At 55.7% G+C, this 15023-nt stretch carries 11 protein-coding genes; 9 read left to right on the forward strand and 2 right to left on the reverse strand.

What is annotated here, in order from left to right:
* The first annotated feature begins 7 nt into the window (after window positions 1-7).
* The 5 genes from yihS (at window position 8) to ompL (ending at window position 6947) form a co-directional block, all read left to right on the forward strand.
* A complete protein-coding gene (yihS, locus tag JZ655_RS20885) occupies window positions 8-1249 on the forward strand; it encodes an AGE family epimerase/isomerase (RefSeq protein ID WP_207292656.1) in 1242 nt (413 codons plus the stop codon).
* A 16-nt stretch (window positions 1250-1265) separates the two neighbouring features.
* The gene (locus JZ655_RS20890; RefSeq protein ID WP_207292657.1) at window positions 1266-3290 is read left to right on the forward strand and encodes an alpha-glucosidase; all 2025 of its coding nucleotides are present in this window, start codon (window positions 1266-1268) and stop codon (window positions 3288-3290) included.
* Window positions 3291-3335: 45 nt separating this feature from the next.
* On the forward strand, window positions 3336-4718 hold the full coding sequence (locus JZ655_RS20895) for an MFS transporter (protein WP_207292658.1): 1383 nt from the start codon (window positions 3336-3338) through the stop codon (window positions 4716-4718).
* A 43-nt stretch (window positions 4719-4761) separates the two neighbouring features.
* Complete coding sequence (locus JZ655_RS20900; protein WP_207292659.1) at window positions 4762-6186, forward strand: MFS transporter; 1425 nt, start codon at window positions 4762-4764, stop codon at window positions 6184-6186.
* A 74-nt stretch (window positions 6187-6260) separates the two neighbouring features.
* Window positions 6261-6947, forward strand: coding sequence for a porin OmpL (gene ompL, locus JZ655_RS20905; protein WP_046886178.1), 687 nt, complete (start codon window positions 6261-6263; stop codon window positions 6945-6947).
* Window positions 6948-6997: 50 nt separating this feature from the next.
* On the opposite strand, the gene typA is transcribed toward ompL, so the two are convergent.
* Window positions 6998-8821, reverse strand: coding sequence for a ribosome-dependent GTPase TypA (gene typA / locus JZ655_RS20910; protein WP_046886177.1), 1824 nt, complete (start codon window positions 8819-8821; stop codon window positions 6998-7000).
* A gap of 377 nt (window positions 8822-9198) precedes the next feature.
* Here typA and glnA point away from each other — a divergent pair, with 377 nt between their 5' ends.
* From glnA to JZ655_RS20930, 4 genes are all read left to right on the forward strand, one after another.
* On the forward strand, window positions 9199-10608 hold the full coding sequence (gene glnA, locus JZ655_RS20915; protein ID WP_040077943.1) for a glutamate--ammonia ligase: 1410 nt from the start codon (window positions 9199-9201) through the stop codon (window positions 10606-10608).
* A 193-nt stretch (window positions 10609-10801) separates the two neighbouring features.
* The gene (gene glnL / locus JZ655_RS20920; RefSeq protein WP_040077941.1) at window positions 10802-11851 is read left to right on the forward strand and encodes a nitrogen regulation protein NR(II); all 1050 of its coding nucleotides are present in this window, start codon (window positions 10802-10804) and stop codon (window positions 11849-11851) included.
* An 11-nt stretch (window positions 11852-11862) separates the two neighbouring features.
* A complete protein-coding gene (gene glnG / locus JZ655_RS20925; protein ID WP_046886176.1) occupies window positions 11863-13275 on the forward strand; it encodes a nitrogen regulation protein NR(I) in 1413 nt (470 codons plus the stop codon).
* A 111-nt stretch (window positions 13276-13386) separates the two neighbouring features.
* Entirely contained in the window at window positions 13387-13509 is a 123-nt protein-coding gene (locus JZ655_RS20930; protein ID WP_154298886.1) for a YshB family small membrane protein, read from the forward strand.
* Window positions 13510-13544: 35 nt separating this feature from the next.
* Here JZ655_RS20930 and hemN read toward each other — a convergent pair whose 3' ends face one another.
* A complete protein-coding gene (gene hemN / locus JZ655_RS20935; protein WP_040077938.1) occupies window positions 13545-14918 on the reverse strand; it encodes an oxygen-independent coproporphyrinogen III oxidase in 1374 nt (457 codons plus the stop codon).
* Window positions 14919-15023: the final 105 nt, after the last annotated feature.

Genomic DNA, 15023 nt, shown 5'->3' on the forward strand with positions numbered 1-15023 from the left:
GCTGAACATGAAATGGTTTAACACCCTGAGCCACAACCGCTGGCTTGAGCAAGAGACCGACCGCATTCTCGATTTCGGTAAAAATGCCGCCGTGCCGACCGGCTTCGGCTGGCTGGGCAATAACGGCCAGGTGCGTAGCGATATGGGCACCCACCTGTGGATCACCGCCCGCATGCTGCACGTTTACGCGGTTGCCGCCAACATGGGGCGTCCTGGCGCGTATGCGCTGGTTGAGCACGGCATCAACGCCCTGAACGGCCCGCTGCGCGACAGTCAGCACGGCGGCTGGTATGCCTGCGTTAACGATGAGGGCGTGATCGACGCCTCCAAGCAGGGTTATCAGCACTTCTTCGTGCTGCTGGGTGCGGCAAGCGCCGTCACCACCGGCCACCCGCAGGCGCGCCCGCTTCTCGACGAGGCCATTGCGGTGATCGAGCGCTACTTCTGGAGCGAAGAGGAGCAGATGTGCCTCGAATCCTGGGACGAAGCGTTCAGCAAGACCGAAGATTACCGCGGCGGTAATGCCAATATGCACGCCGTGGAAGCCTTCCTGATCGTCTATGACGTGACCCACGATCGTAAATGGCTCGACCGCGCCCTGCGCATTGCCTCGGTGATTATTCACGACGTGGCGCGCAAGGGAGACTATCGCGTTAACGAACATTTCGACACTCACTGGAACCCGATCCGCGATTACAACATCGATAACCCCGCCCACCGCTTCCGCGCCTACGGCGGCACGCCGGGCCACTGGATCGAGTGGGGCCGCCTGATGCTGCACCTGCGCGCCGCGCTGGAAGCCCGCTTTGAAACGCCGCCGGAGTGGCTGCTGGAAGATGCGAAAGGCCTGTTCCACGCCACCATCCGCGATGCCTGGGCGCCCGACGGGGCCGATGGTTTTGTCTACTCCGTGGGCTGGGACGGCAAGCCTATCGTGCGCGAACGCGTGCGCTGGCCGATCGTCGAGGCGATGGGCACGGCTTATGCGCTCTATACGGTCACCGGCGAGGCGCAGTACGAGGCGTGGTATCAGACGTGGTGGGATTACTGCATCAAATACCTGATGGATTACGAAAACGGTTCGTGGTGGCAGGAGCTGGATACCAATAACGAAGTGACCACCAAAGTCTGGGACGGCAAGCAGGATATCTATCATCTGCTGCACTGCCTGGTGATCCCCCGCCTGCCGCTGGCACCGGGCTTAGCCCCTGCCGTCGCCGCCGGTTTGCTGGACAGCCTGGCTAAATAATAAAAACGGAGTTTATATGCGTACCCTACACAATATTGATTTAAAGAATACTGAAACAGGTTTCACCCTGCGCTGGCAGGACCGCCTTATTATCTCCCACTCCGCCGATGCGCCCTGCCTGTGGATTGGTGCGGGTGAGGCAGATATTGAGATGTTTCGCGGCAACTTCAGCATCAAAGACAACCTGAATGAGAAGATCGCGCTGACCGAAGCTACGGTTACGCAGCAAGAGGCGGGCTGGGCGATCCGCTTCACCCGCGGCGACACGGTGAGCGCCACGCTGCGGATCGGTGTGGATGCAGAAGGTCGCCTGGAACTCAGGCTGCAAAACGACGCCACCAGCCATAACCGCATCTGGCTGCGGCTGGCAGCGCAGCCAGAGGATCATATCTACGGCTGCGGGGAGCAGTTCTCCTACTTTGACCTGCGCGGCAAGCCGTTCCCATTGTGGACCAGCGAGCAGGGCGTGGGGCGTAACAAGCAAACTTACGTCACCTGGCAGGCCGACTGCAAAGAGAACGCCGGGGGCGACTACTACTGGACCTTCTTCCCGCAGCCCACCTTTGTGAGCACCCAGAAGTACTACTGCCACGTCGATAACAGCTGCTACATGAACTTCGACTTCAGCGCGCCGGACTACCATGAGCTGGCTTTCTGGGAAGATAACGCCACGCTGCGCTTCGAATGTGCAGAAACCTACGTCGATCTGCTAGAAAAACTCACCGCCCTGCTGGGCCGTCAGCCGGAACTGCCGGACTGGGTTTACGATGGCGTGACGCTCGGCATTCAGGGCGGCACCGACGTGTGTCAGCAGAAGCTCGACGTCATGCGTAACGGCGGCGTGAAGGTGAACGGCATCTGGGCGCAGGACTGGTCCGGCATTCGCATGACCTCCTTCGGCAAACGCGTGATGTGGAACTGGAAGTGGAACAGCGAGCTTTATCCGCAGCTGGATACCCGCATTCCGCAATGGAAACAGGAAGGCGTGCAGTTCCTCTCCTACATCAACCCGTACGTCGCCAGCGATCGCGACCTGTGCGAAGAAGCAGCGAAACGCGGCTATCTGACCAAAAACGCCGAGGGTAAGGATTACCACGTCGAATTCGGCGAGTTTTACGCGGGCGTTATCGACCTGACCAACCCCGAAGCCTATGACTGGTACAAAGAGGTCATCAAAAAGAACCTGATCGAACTGGGCTGCGGCGGCTGGATGGCCGATTTCGGCGAGTATCTGCCGACCGACACCTTCCTGCATAACGGCGTAAGCGCGGAAATTATGCATAACGCCTGGCCTGCGCTGTGGGCGAAGTGTAACTACGAGGCGCTGGAGGAGACCGGCAAGCTTGGCGAGATCCTGTTCTTTATGCGCGCGGGCTATACCGGCAGCCAGAAGCACTCGGTGATGATGTGGGCGGGCGATCAGAACGTCGACTGGAGCCTCGACGATGGCCTGGCCTCGGTTGTTCCCGCGGCGCTCTCGCTGGCGATGACCGGCCACGGCCTGCACCACAGCGATATCGGCGGTTATACCACGCTGTTCGGGATGAAGCGCAGCAAAGAGCTGCTGCTGCGCTGGTGCGATTTCAGCGCCTTCACACCGATGATGCGTACCCACGAAGGTAACCGCCCTGGCGATAACTGGCAGTTCGACGCCGACGCCGAAACCATCGCCCACTTCGCGCGGATGACCACGGTCTTCACCACGCTGAAGCCGTATATCAAAGCCGCGGTTGCGCAGAACGCTAAAACGGGCCTGCCGGTGATGCGCCCGCTGTTCCTGCACTACGAAGACGACGCGCGCGCCTACACGCTGAAGTATCAATACCTGCTTGGCCGCGATCTGCTGGTGGCACCCGTTCACGAAGAGGGCCGCACCGACTGGATCCTCTACCTGCCACAGGACACCTGGGTGAATGCCTGGACGGGAGAAACCTGTCAGGGCGGTGACGTGACCGTCGAAGCCCCGCTCGGCAAAACTCCGGTCTTCTATCGCCAGCAAAGCGAATGGGCAGATCTGTTTAGCACCTTACGTCATATCTGATAAGGCTCGCCCGCAGGGAGACCTGCGGGCAGACGGAGAACAATAATGAGTCAACATACTTCTGATCCGGCAACCCTACGCCTGCCGTTTAAAGAAAAACTCGCCTACGGGATGGGCGATCTCGGCTCTAACATCCTGCTGGATATCGGCACGCTGTACCTGCTGAAGTTTTATACCGACGTGCTGGGCCTGCCTGGCACCTACGGCGGCATTATCTTCCTGATCGCCAAGTTCTTTACCGCCTTTACCGATATGGGCACCGGGATCATGCTCGACTCCCAGCGCAAGATCGGGCCGAAGGGCAAATTCCGCCCGTTCGTGCTCTATGCGGCGTTTCCGGTCACGCTGCTGGCGATTGCAAACTTCGTCGGCACGCCGTTTGAGATAACCGGCAAAACGGTGATGGCGACGGTGCTGTTCATGCTGTACGGCCTGTTCTTCAGCATGATGAACTGCTCTTACGGCGCCATGGTACCCGCCATTACCAAAAACCCGGACGAGCGCGCCGCGCTGGCGGCCTGGCGTCAGGGCGGCGCGACGCTGGGCCTGCTGCTGTGTACCGTCGGCTTTGTCCCGGTGATGAACCTGATTGAAGGCAACGATCAGCTGGGCTATATCTTTGCCGCCACCCTCTTCTCGCTGTTCGGGCTGTTCTTTATGTGGTGGTGCTATAAGGGCGTGACCGAGCGCTACGTCGAGGCGCAGCCCGCTAACCCCGCACAAAAGCCGGGCCTGCTACAGTCGTTTCGCGCCATCGCCGGCAACCGCCCGCTGTTTATTCTCTGCATTGCCAACCTCTGCACGCTGGGGGCCTTTAACGTCAAACTCGCCATCCAGGTCTACTACACGCAGTACGTGCTGAACGACCCGATCCTGCTGTCGTACATGGGCTTCTTCAGCATGGGTTGTATTTTTATCGGCGTGTTTATGATGCCCGGCGCGGTGCGTCGCTTCGGTAAGAAAAAGGTCTACATCAGCGGGCTGATGATTTGGGTGGCCGGCGATCTGCTCAACTACTTCTTCGGCGGCGGCTCGGTGAGCTTTGTGGCGTTCTCATGCCTGGCGTTCTTCGGCTCCGCGTTTGTGAACAGCCTGAACTGGGCGCTGGTGTCCGATACCGTGGAGTACGGCGAGTGGCGCACCGGCGTGCGCTCCGAAGGGACGGTCTATACCGGGTTTACCTTCTTCCGTAAGGTCTCCCAGGCGCTGGCAGGCTTTTTCCCGGGGATCATGCTGACGCAAATCGGCTATGTGCCCAACGTGGTGCAGTCTGCCGGAACGGTTGAAGGGCTACGGCAGCTGATATTTATCTACCCGAGTCTGCTGGCGGTCATCACCATCGTGGCGATGGGCTGCTTCTACAACCTCAACGAGAAGATGTATGTGCGCATCGTGGAAGAAATTGAGCTGCGCAAACGTACGGCCTGAATGACTTGAGCGCGCGCCCTGCGGGACGCGCAGAGGATCGACCATGACACATACTCCTGATCCGTTAACCCTGAAGCTGAGCCTGCGCGAGAAGTGCGCCTATGGGATGGGCGATTTTGGCTCGAATCTGATGCTCTGTATCGGCACGTTGTATCTGCTGAAGTTTTACACCGATGAGCTGGGCATGCCCGCCTTCTATGGCGGCATTATTTTCCTGGTCGCGAAGTTTTTTACCGCCTTTACCGACATGCTGACCGGGGTGCTGCTGGATTCCCGGCGTCATATCGGCGCGAGGGGCAAATTCCGGCCATTCATTCTGTATGCCTCTGTGCCGGTGGCGCTGGTTGCCACGGCGCAGTTTATGGCCAACGATTTTAGCCTGACGGTGAAAACGGCCCTCGCCACCGTGCTCTTTATGATGTTCGGCCTGTGCTATAGCCTGATGAACTGCTCTTACGGCGCGATGGTTCCGGCCATCACCAAAAACCCGAACGAGCGGGCGCAGCTTGCGGCATGGCGTCAGGGCGGCGCGACGGTGGGGCTGTTACTTTGCACCGTCGGCTTTATGCCCATTCAGGCGCTGTTCGTCAGCCAGCCCTCCCTCGGCTATCTGGTGGCCGCACTGGTGTTTGTCACCGGCGGTTTGTTCTGCATGTGGTGGTGCTACAGCGGCGTAAAAGAGCGGTATGTCGAGATCTCGCCCGATCACCATAAACCCGGGATCCTGAAGTCCTTCTGCGCCATCTTTCGCAATCCACCGCTGCTGGTGCTGTGCATTGCTAACCTCTGCACCCTGGCGGCGTTTAACATCAAGCTGGCGATTCAGGTCTATTACACCCAGTACGTGCTTAACGATCTGCATTTGCTGTCGTGGATGGGCTTTTTCAGCATGGGCTGCATTCTGATTGGCGTGTTTCTGGTGCCCGGTGCCGTAAAACGCTTTGGCAAGAAGCCGGTTTATCTGGGCGGACTGGCGCTGTGGGCAGTGGGCGACGTGCTGAACTTCTTCTGGGGGACCAGCTCGCTGCTATTCGTGCTCTTTTCCTGCATGGCCTTTTTCGGCACGGCGTTTGTGAACAGCCTGAACTGGGCGCTGGTGCCGGATACTGTAGATTACGGCGAGTGGAAAACGGGGATTCGCGCCGAAGGGTCGGTCTATACCGGCTATACCTTCTCACGCAAAATCTCCGCCGCCCTCGCCGGGTTCCTGCCGGGCATTATGTTGACGCAGATTGGGTATATACCTCATGCCGTGCAGAGCGCGGGCACGCTGCTGGGATTGCGTCAGCTTATTTTCCTCTGGCCGTGCGGCCTGGCGATTGTTGCCGCCGTGACCATGGGGCTGTTTTATAAACTCAACGAAACGCGCTTCGCGTTAATTATCGAGGAGATTGGAAAGCGGAAAAAACAGTCAGGGAATACCCCTGAGACAACCCCTAATAATAAAGCGTCAGCAGTCACTTTATAACAATAAATCCGGCCCGCAGTTCCTTCCTAATAATCAGGAGGGAGGCCTTTCTGTACTTGATACATGGACAAATTATGAAAAGAATCATCACTGTACTGATTGTGTCGTCTGTGTCCTGCCCGGTATTTGCCGGGGCGTATGTTGAAACCCGCGAAGCCTACAATACGGCCTCTGAGCTGCACGAGGTGATCCTGCGCGCGGGATATAACTTCGATATGGGCGCGGGGCTGATGTTCACCAACGCCTATAACGTGGGGAAATGGGACGAACTCAAGCACAGCTATAACGAAATAGAGGGGTGGTACCCGCTCTTTAAACCGACCGACAAACTCACCTTTCAGCCCGGCGGCCTGATTAACGACAGTAGTGCCGGTTCGGGTGGTGCCCTTTATTTTGACACTAACTATAAATTCACGGACGGGTTTAATCTGACGTTCCGCTATCGCTATAACCATAATAATTACGATACGCCGGACGATAACGGGCTAATGGATAAGAATGACACGCACGAATTCGCCAACTACTGGAATTTCAGGCTTACGGATGCGTTTTTCTACACCTTTGAACCGCACTATTTTCAGCGGGTGAATGATTACCACAGCAAAAACGGCAAGGATCATCATTGGGAAATAACGAATAAGTTCAGCTATAAGCTCGACAGAAACTGGCTGCCGTATCTCGAACTTCAGTGGCTGGATAGATGGAATGATTACAACCGGGAGCAGTATCGAATCCGTCTGGGATTACGCTACGCGTTCTAATAAAAAAGCCGCTGATCTCTCAGCGGCTTTTTAGTGTCCGTTAGTGAAGATTAATCTTCTTTCGGACCGCGCATTGCGCGTTTACGATCGTTCTCAGTCAGGTGACGTTTACGGATACGAATTGACTGTGGAGTCACTTCTACCAGTTCGTCATCATCGATGAACTCCAGAGCTTGCTCCAGGGTCATCTTGATCGGTGGAACCAGAACCGTCGCTTCGTCAGTACCGGACGCACGCATGTTGGTCAGTTTCTTACCGGTCAGGCAGTTTACAGTCAGGTCGTTAGAACGACTGTGAATACCGATGATCTGGCCTTCATAAACTTCCGCACCGTGACCCAGGAACAGCTTACCGCGGTCCTGCAGGCTGAACAGGGCGAACGCAACCGCTTTACCCTGACCGTTAGAGATCAGAACGCCGTTGTTACGCTGGCCAACGTCGCCTGGACGAACGTCGTCGTAGTGGCTGAAGGTGGAGTACAGCAGACCGGTACCTGAAGTCATGGTCATGAACTCAGAACGGAAGCCGATCAGGCCACGGCTTGGGATCACGTAGTCGAGACGTACGCGGCCTTTGCCATCTGGATTCATGTTTTTCAGGTCGCCTTTACGCTCACCCAGAGCCTGCATGACAGAACCCTGGTGCTGCTCTTCAACGTCCAGCGTCACGTTTTCGAACGGCTCTTGTTTACGGCCGTCGATTTCGCGGAAGATAACTTTCGGACGGGAAACCGCCATTTCGAAACCTTCACGACGCATGTTTTCGATCAGAACTGACAAGTGCAGCTCACCACGACCGGAAACGCGGAAGGCGTCCGCATCAGGGGTCTCTTCAACGCGCAGCGCAACGTTGTGCACCAGCTCTTTGTTCAGGCGGTCAAGGATCTGACGAGAGGTAACGAACTTACCTTCTTTACCACAGAATGGAGAGGTGTTGACGTTGAAGAACATAGATACAGTCGGTTCATCAACGGACAGGGCTGGCAGCGCTTCAACTTTCTGCGGATCGCAGATAGTGTCGGAGATGTTCAGCTCGCCCAGACCGGTGATGGCAATGATATCGCCAGCTTCAGCGATATCGCTATCGATACGCTCCAGACCCAGGTGAGTCAGCACTTTGCCCACTTTACCGTTACGGGTTTTGCCTTCGCTATCGATGATAGTAACTTGCTGGTTAGGCTTAACTTTACCGCGCTTGATACGACCAATGCCGATAACGCCAACGTAGTTGTTGTAATCGAGCTGAGAGATCTGCATCTGCAGGGTGCCGTCGAGATCAACGTTTGGTGCAGGAACACGGTCAACAATTGTCTGATACAGCGGGGTCATGTCTTCCGCCATATCTTCGTGGTCCAGACCTGCAATACCGTTCAGCGCGGAAGCGTAAACGATAGGGAAGTCCAGCTGCTCGTCGGTCGCGTCGAGGTTAACGAACAGGTCGAATACCTGATCTACAACCCAGTCAGGACGCGCGCCAGGACGGTCAACTTTGTTGATAACAACAATTGGCTTCAGACCATGGGCGAACGCCTTTTTGGTCACAAAGCGCGTCTGCGGCATTGGGCCATCCATTGCGTCAACGACCAGCAGAACGGAGTCTACCATGGACATTACACGCTCAACTTCACCGCCGAAGTCGGCGTGGCCTGGGGTATCAACGATGTTGATACGGTAGTCATTCCATTTGATGGCGGTGTTTTTGGCGAGGATGGTAATCCCACGCTCTTTCTCCAAATCGTTGGAGTCCATCACACGCTCTTGAGTTTCGGCACGAGCATCAAACGTACCGGACTGCTGCAGCAGCTTATCAACCAGGGTAGTTTTACCATGGTCAACGTGCGCGATGATGGCGATGTTACGCAAATTTTCGATCACAACTTTGCCTCAGGCATTTAGAAATAGCGCGTTATTGTACACGGATTAATCGCACTACAAAACAGGATCACAAACATCCCCCGCAAACAAGTATTGCAGAGATGCTTTGTGATCACTTTCACGGAGCGGTAAAAGGGCACTTTAACGTAAATTGCACCAATATGGTGCTTAATGTTCACATTGAAGCACTATACTGGTGCAACATGACCATCATGGTGCAGCCCTTTTGCACTATAGTGCGCATGATAACGCCTTTTTAGGGTATTTTAAAAGTTGGCACAGATTTCGCTTTATAAAAAACATGGCATCCAGCCAGTACAAACAGAAATTGAAGACCTCGTTACCACGACGACAATGACCAATCTGGAGAGTTAAGTATGTCCGCTGAACACGTTTTGACGATGCTGAACGAACATGAAGTGAAGTTTGTTGATCTGCGCTTCACCGATACCAAAGGTAAAGAACAGCACGTCACTATTCCTGCTCATCAGGTAAACGCCGAATTCTTTGAAGAAGGCAAAATGTTTGACGGCTCCTCCATTGGTGGCTGGAAAGGCATTAACGAATCCGACATGGTTCTGATGCCAGATGCAACCACTGCGCTCATTGACCCGTTCTTCGAAGAACCAACCCTGATCATCCGTTGCGATATCCTCGAACCAGGCACGCTGCAGGGTTACGACCGCGACCCGCGCTCCATCGCGAAGCGCGCTGAAGAGTACCTGCGTTCCACCGGCATCGCAGATACCGTTCTGTTTGGGCCAGAGCCAGAGTTCTTCCTGTTTGACGACATCCGTTTCGGCGCGACCATTTCAGGTTCCCATGTTGCTATCGATGACATCGAAGGTGCATGGAACTCCTCCACCAAATACGAAGGTGGTAACAAAGGTCACCGTCCTGGCGTGAAAGGCGGTTACTTCCCGGTTCCTCCGGTCGACTCTTCACAGGACATCCGCTCTACCATGTGTCTGATCATGGAAGAGATGGGCCTGGTGGTTGAAGCACACCACCACGAAGTGGCAACGGCTGGCCAGAACGAAATCGCGACCCGCTTCAACACCATGACCAAAAAAGCGGACGAGATTCAGATCTACAAATACGTTGTTCACAACGTGGCACACCGCTTCGGTAAAACAGCGACCTTTATGCCAAAACCGATGTTTGGCGATAACGGTTCTGGTATGCACTGCCACATGTCTCTGTCCAAGAACGGTACCAACCTGTTCTCTGGCGACAAGTATGCTGGTCTGTCCGAGCAGGCGCTGCACTACATTGGCGGTGTGATCAAACACGCTAAAGCCATCAACGCCCTGGCGAACCCAACCACCAACTCCTATAAGCGTCTGGTCCCAGGCTACGAAGCGCCGGTTATGCTGGCCTACTCTGCCCGTAACCGTTCTGCTTCTATCCGTATCCCGGTTGTTGCCTCTCCGAAAGCGCGTCGTATCGAAGTGCGCTTCCCGGACCCAGCGGCTAACCCATACCTGTGCTTCGCCGCGCTGCTGATGGCTGGCTTGGACGGTATCAAGAACAAGATCCACCCTGGCGAAGCCATGGACAAAAACCTGTACGACCTGCCGCCAGAAGAAGCGAAAGAGATCCCACAGGTTGCCGGTTCTCTGGAAGAAGCCCTGCAGGCGCTGGACGCAGACCGTGAGTTCCTGACCGCGGGCGGCGTGTTCACCGATGAAGCTATCGACGCTTACATCGCGCTGCGCACTGAAGAAAACGACCGCGTGCGTATGACTCCGCACCCGGTTGAGTTCGAGCTGTACTACAGCGTTTAAGTTAGAGATGAAAACCTGGCGAATTTCTTGTCATAAAACGAAAGACGCCAGAAGATTTTTTGTTGCCGTGGAAACTTTCAGCCCATCTTCGGATGGGCTTTTTTCACCACCAACAACCTGATTTGACGAGTTTTTTACCGCGAAAACCCTATACTGCACTAAAAGAGTGCAATCAACGTCAGGAGACTGCTGAATGGCAACTGGCACGCTGCCCGATGCTGGGCAGATCCTCAATTCACTGATTAACAGCATCTTACTGGTCGATGATGAGCTGGCTGTTCATTTCGCCAACCCAGCGGCACAGCAGCTGCTCGCCCAGAGTTCACGCAAACTGTTCGGCACCCCGCTGCCGGAACTCTTAAGTTATTTTTCGCTGAATATTGGTCTGATGCAGGAGAGTCTGCAGGCGGGCCAGGGCTTTACCGATAACGAAGTGACGCTGGTGATTGACGGGCGCTCGCATATTCTCTCCCTGACCGCCCAGCGGCTGCCTGAAGGATTAATTCTGCTTGAGATGGCGCCGATGGATAATCAGCGTCGCCTGAGCCAGGAACAGCTTCAGCATGCGCAGCAGGTTGCCGCCCGCGATCTGGTGCGGGGATTGGCCCATGAAATCAAGAATCCGCTTGGCGGACTGCGGGGTGCTGCGCAACTGCTCACCAAAGCCCTGCCCGACCCTGCGCTGGCGGAATATACCAATGTCATCATTGAGCAGGCAGACCGTCTGCGTAATCTGGTGGACCGTTTGCTTGGCCCGCAGCAGCCCGGTATGCACGTCACGGAGAGCATTCACAAGGTCGCCGAGCGCGTGGTGAAACTGGTCTCTATGGAGCTGCCTGAAAACGTCACTCTGGTGCGGGATTACGATCCCAGCCTTCCCGAACTGCCACATGATCCGGACCAGGTTGAGCAGGTTCTTCTCAATATTGTGCGTAATGCCTTGCAGGCATTAGGACCTCAGGGCGGTGAAATTGTGCTGCGTACGCGTACGGCGTTCCAGCTAACGCTGCACGGGGTGCGCTATCGTCTGGCCGCGCGGATTGATGTGGAAGATAACGGCCCAGGCATTCCTTCCCAGCTGCAGGACACGATCTTTTACCCCATGGTAAGCGGTCGCGAAGGTGGCACCGGGCTGGGCTTATCCATTGCCCGTAATTTGATTGATCAGCATTCCGGCAAAATTGAATTTACCAGTTGGCCGGGTCATACCGAGTTTTCGGTTTACCTGCCGATTCGGAAATAGAGGGTTAAGTTATGCAACGAGGGATAGTCTGGGTAGTTGATGACGATAGCTCCATCCGCTGGGTGCTTGAACGTGCGCTAACCGGCGCAGGGTTACATTGCACAACCTTTGAAAGCGGCAACGACGTGCTCGACGCACTCACCACCAAAACCCCGGATGTGCTGTTATCTGACATCCGCATGCCCGGCATGGACGGGCTGGCGCTGTTGAAGCAGATAAAGCAGCGTCATCCAATGCTTCCGGTCATCATAATGACCGCACACTCGGATCTGGACGCAGCCGTTAGCGCCTATCAGCAAGGGGCCTTCGACTATCTGCCCAAGCCGTTTGATATTGATGAAGCCGTGGCGTTGGTTGAACGCGCGATTAGCCATTATCAGGAGCAGCAACAGCCACGTAACACGCCGGACTTTGGCCCCACCACCGATATCATTGGCGAAGCGCCCGCAATGCAGGATGTGTTCCGCATTATCGGTCGTTTGTCGCGCTCCTCTATCAGCGTGCTGATTAACGGTGAATCGGGCACCGGTAAAGAACTGGTCGCACATGCTCTGCATCGCCACAGCCCGCGGGCAAAAGCCCCCTTTATCGCCCTGAACATGGCGGCGATCCCCAAAGACCTGATTGAGTCTGAACTCTTTGGTCACGAAAAAGGAGCCTTTACCGGCGCAAATACTATTCGTCAGGGGCGATTTGAGCAGGCCGATGGCGGCACGCTCTTCCTGGATGAGATCGGCGACATGCCGCTGGATGTACAGACACGTTTACTGCGCGTACTGGCTGATGGCCAGTTCTATCGCGTGGGCGGCTATGCCCCGGTGAAGGTGGACGTGCGTATTATTGCGGCCACCCATCAGAATCTGGAGATGCGGGTGCAGGAGGGCAAATTCCGTGAGGATCTGTTCCACCGCCTGAACGTCATCCGTGTACACCTGCCGCCGCTGCGTGAGCGTCGAGAGGACATTCCACGTCTGGCGCGTCATTTCCTGCAGGTTGCGGCCCGAGAACTGGGCGTTGAAGCGAAGTTGCTGCACCCGGAGACGGAAGCGGCATTAACGCGTCTGGCATGGCCTGGTAACGTGCGTCAGCTGGAAAATACCTGTCGCTGGCTGACGGTCATGGCAGCGGGCCAGGAAGTGCTGATTCAGGATCTGCCGCCTGAGCTGTTTGAAGCGCCTGTTCCGGAAAGCGCTGGCGGCCAGACATTGCCCGACAACTGGGCAACGCTGCTGGCCCAGTGGGCTGACCGTGCGCTGCGTTCCGGTCATCAAAACCTGCTTTCCGAGGCGCAACCGGAGATGGAACGTACTCTGCTCACCACTGCGCTGCGTCATACCCAGGGGCATAAGCAGGAGGCGGCACGCCTGCTGGGTTGGGGACGCAATACGTTGACGCGCAAGTTAAAAGAGCTGGGAATGGAGTAGCACGCGTACCGATTGTAAAAATGGGCAGTCAGGTGCAATTTGCTGCATTTTTATACTTTACTGTTCCGATGAGTTGGGTATGATCTCGCCCGAAAATCGGGGAGAGTCATCATGCTGGAATCAATTATCACTATGGCGGCAGGAAGCATCGAGGCGGGTGCAGCTGCCGGCCATACGCCGCAAACCGCAATCGCTGCGGTGCTCTGTGCGGCACTGGTTGGGCTGTTTAGCTGACCGAAACCCCTCTCCCCCTGGGAGAGGGGTACATATCAAATGACGCGCGAGAACTGCTGTAGACGCGCTTTCTGACGCAAATATGCGTCGAAACACATGCAGATATTACGAATCAATAAACGCCCTTTCGGCGTCACTTCAATTGCGTGCTCGTTAACATCCACCAGCCCATCTTTCGCCAGCGGTGCGAGCAGACTCATATCTTCTGCAAAGTAGTCGCTAAATTGCAGATCCCATTGCGCTTCTACCTCACTAAAGTCGAGACGGAAGTTGCAGATAAGTGCTTTGATCACATCACGACGGATGCAGTCGTCACGCGTTAACGCGATGCCGCGCCAGAGCGCATTACCGGTTTCATCAACCTGCTGATAATAGAGCTTTAACTCTTTCTGATTTTGCGCGTAGCAGTCACCCAGCATGCTGATTGCCGAGACACCCATCCCCAGCAGATCGGTATCGCCCTGCGTGGTATAGCCCTGGAAATTACGGTGCAGTACCCCTTCGCGCTGAGCAATTGCCAGCTCGTCATCCGGGCGGGCGAAGTGATCCATCCCGATAAACTGATAGCCGGTTTCGGTCAGCGAGGCGATGGTTTCCTGCAGGATATCCAGCTTCTGCTGGGCAGAAGGCAGATCGGCCTCTTTAATTTTGCGCTGAGCGGCAAACAGCGTCGGCAGGTGCGCATAGTTGAAAACACTCAGACGGTCCGGGTTAAGTTCGCCCACGCGCTTCAACGTGAAGGCGAAGCTCTCAGGCGTTTGCTTAGGCAGACCGTAAATCAGATCTATGTTGGTCGAGGTAAACCCGATATCACGCGCGTGGTTGAGCAGGGCAAAGATAAAGTCTTCGTCCTGCTCGCGGTTAACCAGCCGCTGGACCTCTTTGTTAAAGTCCTGCACGCCCATACTCAGACGGTTGAATCCTTCAGCGCGGAGGTGATCCAGCACATCCAGTTCGATTTCGCGTGGGTCGACTTCAATCGAGATCTCAGCGTCATCGATGAAAGTGAAGTGATTACGCAGCAGCGTCATCAAACGGCTAATCTGCGCTTTATTCAGATAGGTTGGTGTGCCGCCGCCCCAGTGCAGCTGAGTGACGTGGCGACCCGCAAAAAGCGGCGCACGATGCACAATTTCTTGTTCTAGCGCATCCAGATACTGATCGGCTTTATGCTGCTGGCGGGTAACAATTTTATTGCAGCCGCAGAAATAGCAGAGCTTGTGGCAGAAAGGAATATGAACATACAGGGAGAGCGGGCGCTCAGGATAACGCGCAACAGCCTGCAAAAAATCGGGTTCTTTGAACGCGTCTGAAAACTCAAGCGCGGTCGGATACGAGGTATAACGTGGCCCGGAATAGTTATATTTCTGGATCAGGGCCAGATCCCAGTCGATGGTTGGTACAGACATGCTCACTCCCTCCGTTGGTGTCGCGTTCGTTTACGGCGGCCCGGCCTGGTTCCTGTAGGCGCCAGCATCCGGGTGCGCAGCCACTTCTGTCGCCGCGACAACCGC

The sequence above is a fragment of the Leclercia pneumoniae genome (assembly GCF_017348915.1).
Classification (GTDB): domain Bacteria; phylum Pseudomonadota; class Gammaproteobacteria; order Enterobacterales; family Enterobacteriaceae; genus Enterobacter; species Enterobacter pneumoniae.